The organism is Pontixanthobacter aestiaquae, from assembly GCF_009827455.1.
In the GTDB taxonomy this organism is placed as follows: Bacteria; Pseudomonadota; Alphaproteobacteria; order Sphingomonadales; family Sphingomonadaceae; genus Pontixanthobacter; species Pontixanthobacter aestiaquae.
This window is the reverse complement of sequence record NZ_WTYZ01000001.1, coordinates 1,676,873-1,696,055: the sequence shown is the minus strand read 5'-3', so window position 1 is coordinate 1,696,055 and position 19,183 is coordinate 1,676,873. Positions and strand designations below refer to the sequence as shown.

Annotated in this window: 16 protein-coding genes and 1 tRNA gene; 5 read left to right on the top strand and 12 right to left on the bottom strand. The window is 57.4% G+C overall.

Annotation, left to right across the window (positions count from 1 at the left end; genetic code table 11):
* Positions 1–12 precede the first annotated feature (12 nt).
* From GRI35_RS08090 to GRI35_RS08050, 9 genes are all read right to left on the bottom strand, one after another.
* Positions 13–5,115 carry a hypothetical protein gene (locus tag GRI35_RS08090; protein ID WP_290258700.1) on the bottom strand — a complete coding sequence of 1,701 codons (5,103 nt, stop codon included), beginning with the start codon at positions 5,113–5,115 and terminating at the stop codon, positions 13–15.
* 63 nt (positions 5,116–5,178) lie between these two features.
* Positions 5,179–6,273 (bottom strand): hypothetical protein, encoded by a 1,095-nt coding sequence (locus GRI35_RS08085; RefSeq protein ID WP_160613692.1) that lies wholly within the window; start codon positions 6,271–6,273, stop codon positions 5,179–5,181.
* Positions 6,274–6,344: 71 nt separating this feature from the next.
* Positions 6,345–6,824, bottom strand: coding sequence for a hypothetical protein (locus GRI35_RS08080; protein WP_160613691.1), 480 nt, complete (start codon positions 6,822–6,824; stop codon positions 6,345–6,347).
* A gap of 11 nt (positions 6,825–6,835) precedes the next feature.
* Entirely contained in the window at positions 6,836–7,816 is a 981-nt protein-coding gene (locus GRI35_RS08075; protein WP_160613690.1) for a DUF11 domain-containing protein, read from the bottom strand.
* A 249-nt stretch (positions 7,817–8,065) separates the two neighbouring features.
* Positions 8,066–8,142 (bottom strand) — tRNA-Met (locus GRI35_RS08070).
* A gap of 127 nt (positions 8,143–8,269) precedes the next feature.
* Positions 8,270–8,737: a 2'-5' RNA ligase family protein gene (locus tag GRI35_RS08065; RefSeq protein WP_328598452.1), complete on the bottom strand. Its 468-nt coding sequence runs from the start codon at positions 8,735–8,737 to the stop codon at positions 8,270–8,272.
* A gap of 51 nt (positions 8,738–8,788) precedes the next feature.
* Positions 8,789–9,760: an endolytic transglycosylase MltG gene (mltG, locus tag GRI35_RS08060; RefSeq protein WP_160613689.1), complete on the bottom strand. Its 972-nt coding sequence runs from the start codon at positions 9,758–9,760 to the stop codon at positions 8,789–8,791.
* A gap of 2 nt (positions 9,761–9,762) precedes the next feature.
* On the bottom strand, positions 9,763–11,022 hold the full coding sequence (fabF, locus tag GRI35_RS08055) for a beta-ketoacyl-ACP synthase II (RefSeq protein ID WP_160613688.1): 1,260 nt from the start codon (positions 11,020–11,022) through the stop codon (positions 9,763–9,765).
* 145 nt (positions 11,023–11,167) lie between these two features.
* On the bottom strand, positions 11,168–11,404 hold the full coding sequence (locus tag GRI35_RS08050) for an acyl carrier protein (protein ID WP_160613687.1): 237 nt from the start codon (positions 11,402–11,404) through the stop codon (positions 11,168–11,170).
* A gap of 408 nt (positions 11,405–11,812) precedes the next feature.
* Here GRI35_RS08050 and GRI35_RS08045 point away from each other — a divergent pair, with 408 nt between their 5' ends.
* Positions 11,813–12,247 (top strand): ferritin-like domain-containing protein, encoded by a 435-nt coding sequence (locus GRI35_RS08045; protein ID WP_160613686.1) that lies wholly within the window; start codon positions 11,813–11,815, stop codon positions 12,245–12,247.
* Positions 12,248–12,309: 62 nt separating this feature from the next.
* Here GRI35_RS08045 and aspS read toward each other — a convergent pair whose 3' ends face one another.
* Entirely contained in the window at positions 12,310–14,097 is a 1,788-nt protein-coding gene (gene aspS, locus GRI35_RS08040; RefSeq protein ID WP_160613685.1) for an aspartate--tRNA ligase, read from the bottom strand.
* A gap of 178 nt (positions 14,098–14,275) precedes the next feature.
* Here aspS and rnd point away from each other — a divergent pair, with 178 nt between their 5' ends.
* The 3 genes from rnd (at position 14,276) to GRI35_RS08025 (ending at position 16,862) form a co-directional block, all read left to right on the top strand.
* Positions 14,276–15,508 (top strand): ribonuclease D, encoded by a 1,233-nt coding sequence (gene rnd / locus GRI35_RS08035; RefSeq protein WP_160613684.1) that lies wholly within the window; start codon positions 14,276–14,278, stop codon positions 15,506–15,508.
* A complete protein-coding gene (locus GRI35_RS08030) occupies positions 15,508–16,404 on the top strand; it encodes a hydrogen peroxide-inducible genes activator (RefSeq protein ID WP_160613683.1) in 897 nt (298 codons plus the stop codon). Before rnd ends, GRI35_RS08030 begins: the two co-directional genes overlap by 1 nt.
* 95 nt (positions 16,405–16,499) lie before the next feature.
* Positions 16,500–16,862, top strand: a complete 363-nt coding sequence (locus tag GRI35_RS08025; protein ID WP_160613682.1) for a PilZ domain-containing protein — start codon at positions 16,500–16,502, stop codon at positions 16,860–16,862.
* A 25-nt stretch (positions 16,863–16,887) separates the two neighbouring features.
* On the opposite strand, the gene pgsA is transcribed toward GRI35_RS08025, so the two are convergent.
* Entirely contained in the window at positions 16,888–17,496 is a 609-nt protein-coding gene (gene pgsA / locus GRI35_RS08020; protein WP_160613681.1) for a CDP-diacylglycerol--glycerol-3-phosphate 3-phosphatidyltransferase, read from the bottom strand.
* Positions 17,497–17,638: 142 nt separating this feature from the next.
* Between pgsA and GRI35_RS08015 the strand changes: the two genes are divergently transcribed.
* Positions 17,639–18,970, top strand: a complete 1,332-nt coding sequence (locus tag GRI35_RS08015; protein ID WP_160613680.1) for an MFS transporter — start codon at positions 17,639–17,641, stop codon at positions 18,968–18,970.
* Here the strand turns inward: GRI35_RS08015 and GRI35_RS08010 are convergent.
* Positions 18,963–19,154, bottom strand: a complete 192-nt coding sequence (locus GRI35_RS08010; RefSeq protein WP_160613679.1) for a hypothetical protein — start codon at positions 19,152–19,154, stop codon at positions 18,963–18,965. The two genes, GRI35_RS08015 and GRI35_RS08010, sit on opposite strands and share 8 nt — an antisense overlap.
* Positions 19,155–19,183: the final 29 nt, after the last annotated feature.

Genomic DNA, 19,183 nt, shown 5'->3' with positions numbered 1-19,183 from the left:
CGGGTCTTCCGGTCATCGGCCGAGACCCAGAAAGCCGAAAGTATCTGCATCGAATTTGACCCGAACGCTGGCATAAATGCCTTTGTCGGTGTTGCGCGCAGCAGAGAAATCTTCGTCGCGGAAACCTTCGATGTTGTAACCCACGGTCAGCAGCATTCCGTCTGCCGGTACGAAGCCGATATTCGGACCGAATGCGAAACTGGTAGTATTATCGCTGAGATTCGCACGGACTGTCGCGGTCGCACCCACTTCGAACTGTTCGCCGATACCGATCCGGGCATCAACCCCGCCCAGCGCTGTAAATCCGGCAAGATCAAAGCCTTCGAAGCTATCGAAATTGTAACGCGCACCAATGAACAGGCCGAACTCATCGCGGCGGTTCAGATACTCGATGCCCTCGATTCCGTCGAGCTCTTCATATCCGCGCGGCGACCAATTGGTGGACAGGCTGCCGATAACGCGGCGCGATTGCGCGTCGCCGGTGACGGTCAGTGCAGTGCGGCCCGCCGGACCGGTCTCCCCTGCAACTGCGTTCGTGACAGAGTCGCTGCGGAATTCGAGTTTACCCAGCATTGCAACTTCGGACGCGTCAGGACGATGAGCGAACGCGATCGCACCGTCGAAGATTTCGGTTGTCGCGCCGTTCTGGCCGGTTGCTTCGGTCCAGGTGAAGCCCGAACCGACGATGCTGCCCTCGCCCAATTGACGGACTGCACCGAAAGTAAGGCCCTTGCGGTCAGCAAATTCGCCATCGCGATATTCGCCGCGCACGGTCGCGCTCCAGCGATCCTTGCGATAGGCAGCGCCCAACGTGAAAGCGGTGAAGTCTTCAAACAGGCTGCCATCCTGACCAAGCTGTCCACCAGCGGCGACAGGCTGCGCAGGATTGATGATGTCCGATACTGGATCGGTTCCGCCCAATGTGCGGCTGCCGTCCACCGTTGCGTCGAGCGACAGCGTCGGTGAGACCTGCAGGGTTTGCGCTAGGCCAAACGCTGCGAAGCTGCGATTGCCATTTTCGTTAATCCGCTGCTGGCCGAGCGTGCTGGTGAAGCGGCCCCCCTGCCATGGCGAAACTTCGATACCGCCACGAACAGTGCGCGCATCGATATTCTCGCCATTGGCGATTTCGTACAGACCGACCAGCTTGATACCCGGCGTGATCGCATAGCGCGCGGCGAAGCGGTGCTGCGCGGGCAGATCGACCGATTCAGCCTGGTCCAGAGCAATCGCGCTCGTCGCGCTCAGCTCGAGCTTGTTATCAAACAGACGCTGGGTGACGCCGCCTTCAAGAACAGTCGATGTGTTAGTCGTGCCGTCATCCAGGCGATCATTGAGATGCGAAATACCAATCTGCAGATCGGTGTTGTTGGTCCGGTAGTTGGCATGAAGCTGCGCTGCATTGCGGCGATTGCCATCGGTCAGGCTGTCATCACGCCAGAAGCTGGTGACGACCGAGAGTTTTTCATCGAATGCATAGCGCGCATCGACACCGATCTTGCGGCGACCGCGCTCCGCACCGCTCTGCTGTCCGACACCGTAATCGGCGTCGAGCGAGCGGATATAGGCGAGCAGATCAACCGGGCCGGCACGGTGCTCGACTTCCACGATGTATCCGCCTGCATTGTTGCCCTCGCTGCGGCTCATCGCGACTTCAGCGCGAACTTCCGTGCTCTCGCCAAGGCGGGCGCGCAGATCGAGTGCCCCGATATTGGTGCGGGCTTCTTCGCCCTTGTCAGTGATTGCGGTCGCGCCGATGCGGATATTGCCCGATTTGTCGGTCCAGGTCGCGCGGACACCGGCATTCAGTTCACCGCCGCTTAGCGCGTCGACTTCATACTCAATCACGATGAATTGCGGGTTGAGGTCGAAATCACGGCTCAGGATCGGCTCGCTGAAAGTGACCGTGCCGGACAACAGATCGATGTCATAATCGATGAAGCGAACCAGCTCACGGCTGTTCACGATCACTTCGGACCGCAGACGGTCGCGTGTTTCAATTGTGATACGCTCGCTATTGGCGATGATGGCGCGGCTGCCCAGGCGGTATGGGCCAGAGATGCCCTGCCCCTGAATTTCATCGCGGCGGAAACGTGTTTCGATTTCGGCAGCGAATGCCTGTGCCTGGATCGCGCCGATGCGTGCTTCGGCTTTTACGCCGGTCGCGGTGCGGTTATAGCGTGCCAGCTGCGTCTGGTCGAAACCGGTCTGGAAATCGCCATACAGCGCATAGAATGTCGCGGTTTCGATCCGGACATAAAGCTTCTCACGCGATGCAGCGTCGAACCGGCGGCTCGAACCGTCAGCAAACACGGTGTAATATGCGTTTGGATCCAGCGTGCCGAGGACGCGTTGATCGTCGCGCTGTTTGGCGCTGTCATAGGCCAGCGTGAGCAGATATTTACCGAGCACGCGGCCTTTGGCGTAGAGAGCGACGCGGGCGTTGTCCCCCAGATCGCTGTCGAAGCGGCCAGCGCGCTCCATATTGTCTGCAACGGTGCGCGCGCCGATTGACCCTTCTGCCAAGCCGACGACAGTCCACTCGACATCGCCAGGCTCCAGCCATGTTTCCAGCTCTTGCTCGCGGCTGATTTCGCCATCGGTGAACCTGAAGTCCAGACGGACAGAGCCGCTGATCAACGTCGGCGCAAGTTCGATCAGCGCAATGCCGTCCGCCCCCTCGACCGTCCAACGAACGCTGCTGCTGGCGCCGCTACCGGTCAGCTGAAGCAATTGCTGCTGTTCGATCTGCGTGGCGCTCTGATACGGCGCATTGATCGAGAAATTACCCGAGATCCCGCCACGAACCGGACGGCCATTGCGGTCGGTTACGCGCACCGCGATGACCGGACGTGTTCTGCCGTCAGCAACCAGTTTCGATTGCTCTGGAACGAATTCGACGCGGTCCGCTTGCGAAACGAAATACACTTCGCGCTCAAGTTCTTTCGACACACCGCCCAACGAGTTGAGGATGTTTGCGGTAAGGACAGTCTTCTCGTTCTTCAGCGGAACGCCGCGCCATACGCTGACAGCATAGTGGCCCTTCGAAGCGGTTTTGATGCCTTCAAACGCAAGACTGCTGGCGGGCTCGCCATCGACGAACAATTCTGCCTTCTGACCCTTGCGGTGACGGATAGCTACGCGGATCGATGGTGCACGCGGGTTATGCTCCGCCGTGGGGAACAACCAGCCGTCTTCGCCGTCTCCTAAAGCGAGCCAGTCGACGTCGCCGATAGCCTCTTTGTCAGCCTGTGATGTTGCGGTTTCTGCCGGCTTGGCGGCATCTTCACCGTCAGCAGCTTCGCCGCGCTCGCGAGATACAATGCCCGCCTCGGGCGTGCCTGCAGTGGCATCCTTCACGATGGGCTCAAGAATGCCCTCCGGCACGACCGCATGGAAGTCCGCCACGAGCAGCGAACCGCCTTGGCCAATCACGAAGCGTGAGGTTGTGGTGCCGGCGCTGCGGGTAGAGCGGTAGCAATCAATAAACTCGCTGCCTTCCGGCAGGGTTTGCTCGGCGGCTTGCACCACGTGCGTGCCCGGAACGACGCCCTCGAAGTGATAGCGGCCATCAGCATCGGTAATTGCGAAGCTGCCATCTTCCATCATCACCCGCACACCGGGAATGCCGATGCGCGGATAGCGAATATCGCAGGTTCCGGCGGTAATCCGCCCGATAATTGTCATCCGGCCCGCGATGGTGTCGCGTTCGATGTCCACCACGGCGCTAGCGGTCGCGCTGTTCCCTCTGGAATCGGTCGCAGTCGCGCGGTTTTCTGCCTGTCCGGGAGGCGCATCGGCGCGCACAACCATCGCGTATGTCACGCGTGCCTGCGCTCCGCCAGGGAGGTCACCCAATCGGATCGTCAGCTGCCGCCCATCGGCAGTAACATCAACCGCATCCGGCGCGGCCTGACCATTGAGACGGATGGAATCCTGCCTCAGGCGCAGCCAAGAAGACGGTGTATCGACCAGAGTAACATTGCGTTTGACGCGGGTCTGGTCCTGATTTCGTGCGGTGATAGTGTAGAACACTGCATCACCCGGCTGCGCGCTGTTGCGCGATGCGGTTTTCTTCAGGCTGACGGCCACGCTGGGCCGATCGAGCGGAATATCAATCCGCACGGGCGTTGGATCGACCAGGGCGAAGTCTCCGCCAAAGGATCCATCGACAATGATGAAATTGCCGCCATCCGGGCGCACAAGCTGCGCGAGTTCTGCTGCGGTTGCGGTGGACGGCGCTGTATATGGCGATGGCGGCTCGATCACGAGGCGATATTGCCCCAGCGGCGCCAACGGGAACCAGTATTCGCCCGGTTCCATAATATAGACATTGCCTGCCGCATCAGTGATCGGCTGACCGGAAATTACCGAATTTGGCCAAGGTGTTACACCGTCTTCGGCGAACACATTCGCGGGCTGGCCGGTGACAGCATCGACCATCGAAACACGCGCGCCAGTGACCGGTTCACCGGTTTCGCTATCGAATACAAGGCCGAAAGGATCTGCCAGCACGTTTACAGAGGTAGAGATGAAAATATCGGTTTGTCCGACGCGCGTAACCCCGATCTGGATAGTCGCACCTTCGGTCAGGCTGAGGCGGCAATCGCCCTGCTCTACCGACGGCGGAATGCCGATTGTCGGGATTCGACCCACGAAAATACCGGTATTTACCCCGGTTTCGAAGATCTCGATTTCTTCGCGATCACCAGTGCTGGTTTGAATGATAGCATTAAGGCTGTCGACCGCAGCGGGATCGATATTCGCGGCCGGTACGCCCACCCGGAACAAGAGGTCCTGACCCACGCGGATTTCAGACGTCGGCGTTACACCGGCGCTGATTGTCGACGTCCCACCACCACCGGGCTGAATAGACCGCAAGGATTGCGATCCGCACAGGGATGGTTGGAATTTCAGCACCGAGTCCGATCCCGGCGACGGCGCAAAAGTGACGATAGTCGTGGGTGTCTGGACTATATCGAAATCGATCTGGTTGGAGAGCGTCAGCTTGGCTCCCGTCGGATCGGTCCAGTCGGCCCGGGCAACGTTGGTAATGGTCTGCGCGTGCGCCACTCCTCCAAGCACGACGAAGTGCAGCAGTGCTACCAAGAGCACTGCTGCACACTCGCGCAGAGAGGAAGTGAAACGCACTAGCGTAGAACTCAACTAATTAGATGATCAGTTGATTGTCGCGCGGAAATACAACGTACTCACAGTGTTCGCTGCAAGATCGTTGAGCGTTGCCGAAACTTCATCCGGCGTGCCCGACACATTGTCGACGAAGTTGCTATTCGCATCGTCAACACCATCAGCGTTACAATCGCCGGTACCGTCAACGGTACCGTTGATGAACACGCCGAATGTTTCGTCGAATTCCAGATCAACCGGCAAAGTGTCTGCTACGTTGACGCCAGTTGCCGTTGCAGCGCCGGGTCCATTGGACACGACAATACAATACTCGACCAAAGCACCTGGAATAGCCTTCGGATTACTGGTTCCGTTGATCGGATCGCTGACGATTGTGCTGGCTTTCGTGACCGTCACATCCGCTGCAGCGACGACGTAGCCGTCAGTATCAGTGAATGCGCCGTCCTCGATAGCATCAGTATCGCCTGCACCGTCAGCCAGAACAGTATCGATGTTGGCCGCATTCACGGTACCATCTTCGGTGTTCGCTTCGGTATCATCCGCAGTGTTGGTCGCATCATAGATATCACCCTGAGCACCGAGCGTACCGCCTTCGGCAGCTTGCGCGGTCAGTACGATATCAGCGGTTTGCCCGGCCGTAACTCCGACAGGAATATCCGCGGCGACCAGAACTTGCTGGACACCATCTGCCGCGAGTTCGTCCAGATACGTGACTTCTTCACCAACATCATATTCACCATCGGCGTCGGCATCGACGAAAATGATGATATTGGTCAGTGTAAAGTCGTTACCAGCGGCCGGCGTTGCCGTCAGCACGAAGTCAGCCACGTCGTTCGACAGGTTGGTAACCTCGAACTCGATAACCGCTTGCGTCTGGTTCGGCGCCACTTGGGTGCGCCCGATAAAGCCAGTTTCCGCCACTGTCAGGTCGATTTTGCGATCGACGGTGAACGTGTCAGAGCCGCTGGCCTGCGTTTGATCGAATCCACCGACTTGATAATCAACGAAAACTTCGTTGGTAATCGGCTGACCCGCCTGCGTACCAGCTGCAAGAGCCGGCGCCGAGGTAAATGCAATGAGAGCTATACTGCTCACTGCCCCCAGCAATTGCTTAGTGCGTTTCATGTTTTAGGTCCTTCTACTATGCCTCGTGCTTCCCCGACTGCCCACGAGACCAGACAGTTACCATTCGCTTCTCAGCGAACGATGGCGTAAAAAGTGATCTGGCCGCTCTCGCCCGGCTCGAGGCTGGCGAGCGTCCACCGAAGATGTGTGACATCCGATGCCAAGGCGGCACGAACAGCGCCGCCCTCCTCAGTCACGGTGAGTGTACTCAGAGCGCCGAATGTTTTTCCGCCGTCCACAGACGCGACTTGGTCAGCCGGTGTATCTGACGCCAGTTGAACGGCAGAGCTAAGAGGATTGGTGACGACGAAGTTTTCGACCAGCTCGGCGCTGGTATTTTCGTAATTGGTGCGGAATAACAGGCGATCCCCGGGCACGACCAGATTTGGCTCCACCAGTTCTGTCCGCGGTTCTGCGCCGTCCTCGCTAATGGTTTTGACAACCATAACGTCGCCGTTCAGTGCGACGGACTGCCCGTCTTGTGCCATGACAGGTGCGGAAACGAGCGCTGCGAGCGCCGCAAAAATTCCAAAAATTCGGCCGATTTTCATTGTTTTAGCCCTTATTGATCGACTTGAACGTCGAAGGTGATGGAATGGGATGTGCCGCCATTGACGGTGCCCAGATCGACTGTGATTCCGGCACCGTCGGATGCTTCGCCAGCATCGCCATCAGCACCATCGGTCAGCGCCCCGCCGTCGAGCGTAAGGCTGGTCACCACGTAAGTGGTGTTTGTTGGAATAGGGTCAGTGATCAGCAGATCATCGACCGAGCCGGAGCCGGTCACGTCGGCGCGGATTGTATATTGGATGATCGAGCCGGGAACGACGCTGGTCCCGCCAAACGGGTCGCGCACGATCGCCGATTTGACCAGATCGACGGTCGTAATGCCGACAATAATTGTACCCAGCGCGTTATCGTCAGCTCCGGTCGGTCCGACGACCGCGTCACCTCCGCCCTCGCCTACGCCGGCAAAGGTGGTGCCAGGCGTACCGGTGCCAGTAACAGCTTCGGCAAGCAGATCGACCTGCGCTTCGTCTTCGTCGGCGGCTGTAGGCGGAACGCTCAGCAAGACAAACACTGTCAGCGCTTCATCGGGATCGAGAATTTCGGTCGTTTCCGGCGATGTCAGAATGTCATCGACGCCCGGGTCGTAAACGCCATTGCCGTTCGTATCGACGGCAATGCCATCGACTGTGGGGTCAAAGTCATTTCCGCCGACTGCGGGGTTCACGGTGAGCGTGAACGCTTCGGGACCGTTGCCGGTGTTGGTCACGGAATATGTCAGCACCGCGCCACCTGACGACGTAGCGACCGGCCCCGCGTTCAGCGACGCCACGGTTACGTCGAGCAATTCGTCAACGCGCAGCACGACGGTATTCGAGTCAATCGTTTCCGGTCCGTCGCCAGCATCATAGGTTGCTACCGCAGTGTTCTCGATCAGCGTGCCGGCCGGCACACCTTCAGCGAGAGCGGGCGTCGCGAAAAACGGGACAGCGAGCGCAGCTGTCAGGACGAAATATGGTCTGCGTACATGAGTCATGCAGCGCTTTATGGAGAAAAAAGGTTATCAACCCGTTAGGACATACGTGGAAACCCTATACGGAACCGCGGACTTGGAAGGTTAATTTGCCATTCACACGCGTATAGGATTGTAACAACCAAGCGCGACGTAGCGGAAATTGCGTAAACGGTTGTAAGGTTGCTGCAATCACCGCCACGATAACGTTCTCAAAAAAGTATTCGATAAAGTTCCGGATTGTCCGGTGAAAATGGCAATTTTCGCAATATTTGGTAGCGGAGGAGGGACTCGAACCCCCGACACGCGGATTATGATTCCGCTGCTCTAACCAGCTGAGCTACTCCGCCCCTTTCAGGGCCCCGATTACGGGCCAGCGCCGCCTAGGTAAGGACCCATGTTGCTGCGCAGGCGGCGCATTTAGGGCCGGGATGCCCCTCGGTCAACTGCAAAGGCAGCATCGGGCTGGAAAAGCCGTCAGCGCCCGCGAAACGGATAGGTTCGCACATGCTCCCACGGCCCGCCGCGATAGATGTGGAGCGAGAGTCCGGCGAAACGAAACGGGTGCGGATCGATGGTGGGGCCAAGTTCAGCCTGCAGCGCTTTGGCGTCCCTGGGGCTGACTTTGTTCTGAATGGTGACGTGGAGCCGGGGCTTGTGCTCGTCTTGCGGAGTGAGGAGCCCATGGAACCGGTCAGCGAGATTACGCCAGATGTCGATCATCGCCGGGCTGGAAAGCTTTAAGGCTGTTCCCTTGCCCAAGGGCATGATCCCTTCGATCTGACCGGCAACAGGTGCGCTCTCGGCCGCTTCGGTCGCGAGCGCGGTCTTGATCTCGCTTTCGCACGATGGCGGCAAAGCGTGGAACAGCGTGACATGGGCCGATAGATAATTGCGCTCCGGCGGGAAATGCTCGGTCCTGAGCGCGGTCGCCCATTTAGCCAGATCGGGCGGCAGCTCGGCAGTGATGATGAATGGTGCGCCAGCGATGGCTGATCACATCTCGCCGCGCTCACGCCGCAGCGCGAACCAGCGATCCACATTGGCGTTATGTTCTTCCAGACTATCTGCAAAAACATGCCCGCCCTTGCCATCCGCGACCATGTAGAGCGAGCTGGTCTTGGCCGGATTGAGCACCGCTTCGATCGAAGCGCGCCCGGGGTTCGTGATCGGGCCTTTCGGTAGACCCGTCATTGTGTAGGTATTATAATCATTTACAGCGGCTATTTCAGACTGTCTGATACGTCTTCCTAGAGGTTTTCCTTTTGTTATCGGATAGATAATCGTGGGATCTGCCTGAAGCAGCATATTCTTCTTTACCCTGTTTGAATAAAGGCCCGCAACCCGTTGTCTTTCCGACGAAATACCTGTTTCTTTTTCGACAATAGCAGCCAGTATGACGGCTTCCTCCGGAGAACTCACGGCAATATCCTGCTGGCGCTTCGGCCATGCTTCGGCGAGGAAATTGCGCATCGCAACCTGCATCCGCGCGAGCACTTTTGTGCGCTCCTCACCACGCTCGAAATCATATGTATCGGGCAGGACGGAGCCTTCTTCGGGAACCGGAATTTCGCCTGTAAGCAGCGGCTCTGCCATCAGCCTTTCATGGACGAGAATTGACGGCATCCCTTCCGGAATAGTCACGAAGCGGCGGATCACATCGCCCTTCTGGAAAGTCTCAAGAATGCGCGCCGGACTGACGCCGGCGGGCAGCATAAATTCGCCCGCCTGGACTGGATCACCGCCGCCCAATATTTTCGCCCTCAGAAGGAAAGCATCGGCTGACGCAATATGCCCTTCGGCCTCCAATGCCCTTGCAACGGATGTCAGGCTGGACCCGGAAGATACAACAAACTGAGTATCTTCGCTAACCTGCGACGAACCATACCAGCCGGCAGCAAACCAGCCGCCCCCAGCAAGACCCAGCAGCGCCACAATCGCGATTACAGCGCAACCCAGCTTACGCATGGTCAATCAGCCTTCTTCATTACCAGGCTGGCGTTGGTTCCACCGAAGCCAAAGCTATTGTTCAGTACTGCCTTTACCTCGCGCTTCTTTGCGGTGAGAGGCACCAGATCGACACCATCGGTGCCGTCATCAGGATTGTGCAGATTAAGCGTGGGAGGGACAATCTGGTCGCGCAGCGCCAGAATACAGAAAATCGCCTCTACCGCGCCTGCACCGCCCAACAGATGGCCAATCGCCGATTTGGTCGAGCTCATCGACACATTGCCGATTGCGTCGCCAAACAGGTTCTTGACCGACCCCAGTTCGATCGTGTCCGCCATGGTCGATGTGCCGTGTGCGTTGATGTAGTCGATGTCGGCAGGCGTCATACCCGCCTTCTTGAGCGCCATTTCCATCGAACGATACGCGCCCGAACCCTCCGGATGCGGCGCGGTCACGTGATGCGCATCCCCCGAGAGGCCGTATCCGACCACTTCAGCGTAAATTGTCGCTCCGCGCGCCTTTGCGTGCTCATATTCCTCCAGAACGACCACACCGGCCCCCTCGCCCATGACAAAGCCGTCGCGGTCCTTGTCATAAGGACGGCTCGCTTCTTCAGGGCGGTCATTCATACTCATATTGAGCGCGCGCGCCTGTGCGAAACCGGCAATGCCAATCGGGCAGATTGTCGCCTCTGCCCCGCCTGCAAGCATAATATCTGCATCATCATCGCGGATCATCCGCGCGGCATCACCAATCGAGTGCGCCCCCGTCGAACACGCCGTCACAACCGCATGGTTCGGGCCCATCAGGCCGTATTTGATCGAAACTTGACCGGAAATCAGGTTAATCAGCCGTCCGTGAACGAAGTGCGGGCTCACACGGCCCGGTCCGCGATCGCGCAGAACATGCGATTCACTCTCGATGCCGGGCAGCCCGCCAATGCCCGAACCAATCGAGCAGCCTGCGCGCAATTTCATCGCGTCCGACATGTCTTCGAGGCCAGCATCTTCCAGTGCTTGTCCGGCGGCATCGATACCGAATACGATAAACGGATCAACCTGACGCTGGACCTTGTGGTCGACACGCTTGTCCGGATCGAACCCGTATTCGTGGTCTTTGGGCTTCACTTCGCAAGCAATGGTGCATTTGTGCCCTTCAGTGTCGAAATGCGTGATCTGCCCCGCTCCGCTTTTGCCAGCGAGGATATTCGCCCATGATGTTTCGACATCACTACCCAGAGGCGTGACAAGGCCAAGTCCGGTTACGACAACACGACGCATTGTATTCTCCAACAGAGCGCCGCCTAACGAAGCGGTTAGCTCCCAAAAAACAACAGGCCCGACCCGGTTAAGGGGCGAGCCTGTCAATTTCCCGCTGGCCGCCGCTTTCGGTCAGGCCATCAAGCGAGCACAGCGGGATAGGCGTTTAGCCCTTGTGCTCATCAATATACTTGGTGGCATCGCCGACAGTAGCGATCTTTTCAGCCGCATCGTCAGGAATTTCCACACCGAATTCTTCTTCAAACGCCATAACCAGCTCGACAATGTCGAGGCTGTCTGCGCCCAGATCGTCGATGAAGCTGGCTTCCTGAGTTACCTTGTCGGCCTCAACACCAAGATGCTCAACAACAATCTTCTGTACGCGGTCAGCACTATCGCTCATAATTTCCCTCTCATTTTGGGGGTTAAACTTTCACCTGTCGCCCTAATGAACGGCAGCCTTGCTGGCAAGGGGCTTTGGCGGGCTTGGACGAGATGTGGGTATGATCGCGCACATACTCAAGGGTTTCGCACTCGCCCCCCTAGCCAACCCTCAATGCTCCCGGCAATTCGTTGCTGGTGCCATCGCCTGCCTCGTCGCCAACCTTGAGCTACAATTCACCGAATACAGCCCTTCCCGACTGCGCGTCAGTGTGATCTTTGAGAGTGATCGCGAGAGGCCCCTTACTGGTCGACTGGCCAGGAACCGCGAAGCCCGCGCACCTGTTCTCTTGTCGGTAGTTATGTCGGGAACGATTCTGGTAACCGTGCATTTTTCTTTCACAACCTACTTATATTAAAGGACAAAATCATGGACGCCCAAAAAGTCGCTCTTAAATCACTCGCGGATACAACGTATGATTCAGTGAATGGATATCGTCAGGCTGCCGAGAACGCGAACACCCCTCGATTGAAACAAACCCTGGCGCAATGCGCGGAGAAGCGCTCACAAACATTGTCGTCGCTCAATGCCGAGCTGGCGCGCCATGGCTGCGATCAGGCCGACGGAACGGTCGCCGGTTCCGCGCACCAGATTTGGGCCGATATCACCGGTCTGTTTGAGAATGGCGACGAAAACGCTGTCGAACGGGTCGAAGAAGGCGAAGATTATATCGCCAAAAAGTTTGAGGAAGTGCTTGAGCAGTGCGATTTCGATGCTCAAACACAGCAAGTCGTGCAAGCCGCTTATCAGGAGATTCAGGCTGGTGAACGGTTCACCGACCAGCTCGAAGCCTACGTCGACTGATCCGCAAACACGATTTTAAATTAAAAAGGGCGCGAGGTTCACTTCGCGCCCTTTTCTATGAGTTACTCACCCGCCGGCTTCGGCGGCTCGACCACGCGGATATGCACATCGCGCAGTTGAGCGTTCGAAACGCTGCTTGGCGCGCCCATCATCAAATCTTGCGCTTTCTGGTTGAGCGGGAATGCAATGACTTCGCGAATGTTCGGTTCATCAGCGAGCAGCATTACTATGCGGTCGATGCCCGGTGCGGAGCCACCATGCGGCGGTGCGCCCAGTTTGAACGCCTCGATCATGCCACCAAATTCCTTGTCGACAGTCGCATTGTCGTAACCCGCGACCTCAAATGCCTTGTACATGATCTCCGGCTTGTGGTTCCGGATCGCTCCGCTGGACAGCTCATAGCCGTTGCAGACGATGTCATACTGCCAAGCGAGGATATCGAGCGGGTCCTGCGTTTCCAGCGCTTCCATCTCGCCTTGCGGCATCGAAAACGGGTTGTGGCTGAAATCGACCTTCTTCTGCTCTTCGTCATATTCGAACATCGGGAAGTCGACGATCCAGCAGAATTTGAAGCAGCCTTCTTCGATCAGCTCGAGCTCTTCAGCGACGCGGGTACGCGCAGCACCGGCGAGCTTGGCCGCTTCCTTCTCTTTACCAGCAGCAAAGAACAGACCGTCATCATCGCCGAGGCCGAGCTCGTCATAAAGCTTCGCCATCAGATCAGGACCGTGGTTTTTGGCGATCGGACCGCCGAACTCGCCGCCCTTGCGGGTGACATAGCCCAGACCGGCAAAACCTTCGCCGCGCGCCCAATTGTTCATATCGTCGAAGAACTTGCGGCTCTTCTCGTTGGTCTTGGGTGCAGGAACCACGCGAACCACACCGCCCCCGCCAACGATCTTCTCGAACAGGCCAAAGCCCGACGTCGTAAAGTGGCTGGTGACATCGCTGATCAAGAGCGGGTTGCGCAAATCAGGCTTGTCGCTGCCATATTTGAGCATCGCTTCTTTGTAAGGGATGCGCGGGAATTCACCGGATGGCGTGACACTCTTACCTTCTGCAAATTCTTCGAACACGCCTGCGAGTACAGGCTCAAGCGCCTGAAACACGTCTTCCTGCGTTACGAAGCTCATCTCGAGGTCGAGCTGGTAGAATTCCGGGCTACGGTCGGCGCGCAGATCTTCGTCGCGGAAGCACGGTGCGATCTGGAAATAGCGGTCGAAACCGGCAACCATCAGCAGCTGCTTGAACATCTGTGGCGCTTGCGGAAGCGCATAGAAGCTGCCGGGATGCAGGCGGCTGGGCACCAGATAGTCACGCGCGCCTTCGGGGCTGGATGCTGCCAGAATAGGTGTCTGGATTTCGTTGAAGCCTTGATCGGTCATGCGGCGGCGGATCGAGGCGATCACCTGACTGCGCAGCATGATGTTGTTATGCATCGTCTCACGGCGCAGATCGATGAAGCGGTATTTCAGGCGGATATCTTCAGGATAATCCTGCTCACCCGCCACTGGCAGCGGCAATTCGTTGGCTTTCGACTGCACTGTGACCGAGCGTGCGAACACTTCGATATCGCCTGTTGGCAGATTGTTGTTGGTTGTACCTTCTGCGCGCGCTTTCACTTCGCCATCAATGGTGACAACGCTTTCCAGCTTCAAACCATCGAGAATCGGCAATGCTGGCGAATCTTCATCGGCAACAATCTGAGTCAGCCCGAAATGATCGCGCAAATCGACGAACAACACGCCGCCATGGTCGCGTTTGCGGTGAATCCAGCCCGACAAACGGACGGTTTCGCCGACATTTGCCTTGGTCAAGGCTGCGCAGTTGTGGGTACGATAGGCGTGCATCTAATATCTTTCCAATTTGCAGGCTATGACGCTATGGGCACGGCGTTTGCGCCCGTGCTTAATCAAGCGCTCTAATCTATGGGCGCGCTAACAGGGGAACCGCGGGGTTTTGTCAAGGTGACAGAACGCCGATGCGGGTCCCGAGTGGCGGTACTCCGCCCGCATAGTAAAGAATGACATGAAAATACATGATTTGATTACCACGACCGAAGTTCTCGATGATTTGGTCGCCCGCCTCGCACAATCTGAATTTGTCACCGTCGATACGGAATTCATGCGCGAGAACACCTATTACCCGGAACTCTGCCTGGTGCAGATCGCCAATGATGAAGAAGCCGCCGCGATTGATCCGCTGGCCGACGGGATCGATCTGACCAGCCTGCTCGATCTGATGTGCGACAATGAGGACGTCCTCAAAATCTTCCACGCGGGCGGTCAGGATGTGGAGATTATCTATAACCTTACCGGAAAAACCCCGCATCCGATCTTCGACACACAGATCGCGATGATGGCGATCAGCCAGAGCGAGCAGATCGGTTATGCCAATCTGGTTGAAAGCTGGCTCGGCACGACTGTCGATAAAGGCGCGCGCTTTACCGATTGGAGCCGCCGCCCGCTGACCGACCGCCAGATCGAATATGCGATTGGCGACGTGACGCACCTGTCCGAAATCTTCCCGCTGATGCTGAAGAAGCTGATCAAAACGGGTCGCGGCGGATGGCTCAATGCCGAGATGGAAAAGCTCGCCGATCCGGAAAACTACCGCAATGATCCGGACAATGCATGGCGGCGGATCCGTTCGCAGGGCCGCAATCCGCAGGTGCTTGGCCGGTTGAAAGGTCTAGCCGCTTGGCGCGAAGGCGAAGCGCAGCACAAGGACATACCGCGCGGCCGGATCATGCGCGATGAGACTTTGGCAGACATCGCATCGCATCCTCCGAAGAAACAGGCTGATCTTGCGAAAGTCCGCGGTCTCTCGAATGCGTGGCGCGAAAACGACATCGGCAAGCGATTGATGAAAGTGTTGGCCGACGCAGAACCGCTTCCGAAAGAGGAAATGCCGGTCAAAAACAAGCGCGGCGCGCCGCTGGGCAAAGAAGGCGCCTTGGTCGCCGATCTGCTCAAACTGCTCCTCAAAATCCGCGCACGCGAAATCGACGTGGCCAGCCGCCTCTTGACCAAATCGGACGAAATGGAAGCCCTTGCCGCAGGTATTCGCGATTTGCCGATTCTGAAAGGCTGGCGCTACGAAGTGTTCGGCAAGGACGCGCTCGCTCTGGTCGAAGGCAAAACCGGCTTCGCCGTGGTCGACGGAAAACTGGTGATGAGCAGCGTCGATGATATGCGCGCGGATATGCTCGATGCGGCCGACGACAGTACCGGAGATGAAGCCGGGGTCGCCGCCGAGTAGTGAGCACTTACCTCCCCACCATCAAGCAGCTGCAATATCTGGTTGCGCTGCATGAGCACGGCCATTTCGGGCGCGCTGCGGAGGCGAGCTTTGTTTCGCAATCGACGCTGTCAGCCGGCATCCGCGAGTTGGAAACACTGCTGGGCGTAACGCTGGTCGAGCGTAGCCGGCGCGTCGTACGGTTCACGCCGCTCGGCAATTCTGTGGTCGAAAAGGCACACCGGCTGCTACGCGAGGCTGAAGAGCTCAGCGAACTTGTTCAGGCCTCCGGCAAACCATTGTCGGGCGAATTGCGGATGAGCGTTATCCCGACGATCGCGCCGTTCATGCTGCCGCGTATCTTGCCCCGTCTCCGTAAAGAACGCCCTGCCCTCAAACTATTCCTGCGCGAAGAAACCAGCGCGGATGCAATCGAGTCGCTCCACCATGGGCGCGCGGATTGTGTGCTGCTGGCGCTCCCCTTTCCTTGCGGTGAGATCGAGTCCGAACATATTGCGAATGACCAGCTCTTCGTTGCGCTGCCCAAGGACGATCCGCGCGATCCGCCCAAGGAGATCACCGCGTCAATGATCGACGGTGGGCAGTTGTTACTGCTTGAAGATGGCCACTGCCTGAAAGAGCATGCGCTTGCGGCGTGCAATCGTCCCGAATTGGGCACAAGTGCGACTATGATCGGCACCAGCCTGCACACGCTGGTGCAAATGGTCGACAATCACCTGGGAATGACCATGCTGCCCGAAATGGCGATCGATTCCGGCATTCTTATCGGCACGGATGTCGTCGTCCGCCCGCTGAAAGCCGCAAATCCAACCCGCGAAATTGCGTTGGTGTGGCGCAAAAACTCGCCCCGGGCAGATGAGTTCAAGCTGTTAGCGCAGGAACTTAAAGCGGGATGAAGGGTTGAACCCGGTCCCGAACCGCCAGATTTACTCTTTATTGGTGAATTCTAAGCTACGCATAACCGGCTAGGAAAATGAAACAGGATCGGGACATGCGTTCATATAATCGCTTCAGAGTTGATCAGGAAATTGACTGCCGCATTGATGGCAAAGGCGTTGTCGCCTCGCTATACAACCTCTCAAGCGGCGGTTGCATGATCGAAACCGATGAAAAGCTTGCTCAGGAAGGCTCTGAGGTCGAGATTAATCTCACAAACAAGATTGCAATGCCCGGACGCATCGTGTGGCGCGTTAGCAAGAATGCCGGAATCAAGTTTGATCTGCCGCTGCACCAGAAAGTGGTCGAGCATTTTGGCTATTCCGAAGACGAAGAGTTCGACCGCAACGACCCGCGCGACCGTTTCGGAATCCCGCTGGTTGAAATTCGCGCGCAAGCAGCCGGAATGATCGAGTAAGCTCGACCGCCCCATTGCGCCTGCCTCAATCCATATGTTTGAGGCCGACCCGCAAATAATCCCAGCCGGTAATAACCGTCAGGATCGCGGCACCCCACAGGCTGCCCAACCCCACCAGATGTATCCATTGCTCTGACAAAGGCCGTGCCGCATTTTCGAGCAATACCGGTGGCGGTCCGTGAACGGCGCCACCAAAGATCAGTGCACCCAGCGCAATCAGTTGCAATGTGGTTTTCCATTTTGCCAGCTTGGTGACTGGAACCGATACCTGGAGGCCCGCCAGAAATTCGCGCAGGCCGGAAACCGCGATTTCCCGCATCAAGATGATCAATCCTGCGATGACATGCAAATCACCCACATAAGGTCCGCGAAGATACCCCTGTGCAGTAAGCACCAGAATGACTGCAGCGACCATGATCTTGTCCGCAATCGGATCGAGAAAGATCCCCAATTTTGACACCGCACCACTCGACCGCGCCAGATAGCCGTCGAAATAGTCCGTAATCGCCATCAGCGCGTAGAGCACGGTGGCCAGCGCATATCCAAGCCGCCAATCAGGCCACCAAAGCAAGCCCGCAAGCAGCGGGACCGCAACAATACGCGACAGGGTCAGAATGTTTGGCAAGGTCAACATCACGCCGCCCTTACCGCAGTATGGCACAGTGCAAAAGCACCAGTTTCCGCTTGTTCACGCTCTTAGCTCTTGTTCAGGCGCTGCAAACCTTTAGACCGGCCGAATTACTGGTTTCGGACCAGAAGCTTTGGCGCGGGGATTCATGACCACAACAACGCATCTGCTGCGTAAACGGCGCTTTCTGCCGCTCTTTGTGACTCAGCTTTTCAACGCCTTCAACGACAATCTCTATAAGAACGCGATGGTCCTGTTTGTGGTCTATCAGGTGTATAATTCGCCCAGTTCGGAAGGGACCTTCAGCGCGGTCGCATCGGGTCTGTTCATTCTGCCGTTCTTTCTCCTGTCGGCACTTGCCGGACAATTGGCCGATATGCGCGACAAGGCGAAGATAATACGTACGGTCAAAGCGTGCGAGATAGTGCTGATGCTGATTGGCGCGACCGGCCTGTATCTTGCGTGGAAGGGTATTGCAGTCGAGGCAATCGCGATACCACTGCTATTGCTTGCCTTGTTTCTGACCGGCGTTCAATCGACGTTTTTGGGGCCAATCAAATACGCTATTCTACCTCAGCACCTTAAGAAGAACGAAGTGCTCGCCGGCACAGGGCTCGTCGAAGCTGGAACCTACATCGCCATTCTCGCCGGTACTATTCTCGCCGGGTGGATCGCTGTCGAATATGCGGCCATCGGAATTATCGTCACCGCGATCATCGGCTATTTTGTCAGTCGCCAAGTGCCAGACGCACCTCCGCAAGAAGGACACCCGGAAAAGCTCGATTGGAACATTTTCCGCGCCTCGGTCCATCTGGTCCGCGAAACGATGCATAATCGCGAGGTGTACTACGCAATTCTCGCAATCAGCTTCTTCTGGACCATTGGTGCGGTGTTGTTCATCCAGTTCGTCCCGCTCGCCAAGAATGTCATCATGGCAGAGCCTGCTGTGGCAAGCCTGTTTCTGGTCGTATTCTCGGTTGGCGTTGCCATTGGATCAGTGGCGATCAATGCCTTGCTGAAAGGCAAAGTGTCGGCCCGCTACTCACCCATCTCGGTCATCTTTATGGGCGTGTTTGTCGTCGCATTCTATTTTGTATCGGTGCTGTGGGGCGCGGATAAACCCACCGAGATGCTCGGCGTCACCGAATTTCTCGCTTGGCCAATGGCAAGTTTCTTGTTGCTGAGCTTGCTCGGAATAGCAGTGTCCGGCGGAATGTTTGTGGTGCCGCTCTACGCATTCCTCACGACCCGCGCAGCGCCAGAACACGCCGCACGTACGATCGCGGCAAACAACATTGTCAATTCGGGCGCGATGGTGGTTGGTTCGCTCGCCGCGATGGGCCTCAACATGGCGGGCATTTCGATCACTGAGCAGCTGCTGATGAGCGCCTTTATGTGCCTGTTCTCGGCATGGCTGGGGCGGCGCCTTTACAAAGCCGAGCTTGACGCGGCAGCCGCGGCGGAAGCCGAAGCTAACTGATAAAGATCGATACCGCGACGAAGCATCCGAGATAAGCTGCCACGAACCCGCGAATGTCGTCTCGGGTCAGCCGCAAACCTGTGCGCGCTTTTACAGGCGGCACTTGCGCACGAATATGCGGAGGCAGCGAGGCGAGAAACGGATGGCCCGCAGTTTCGTCGGTAAGAACTAGTGATCTTCTCATGCGATAGGCGTTAACGCATCGCTAACCAT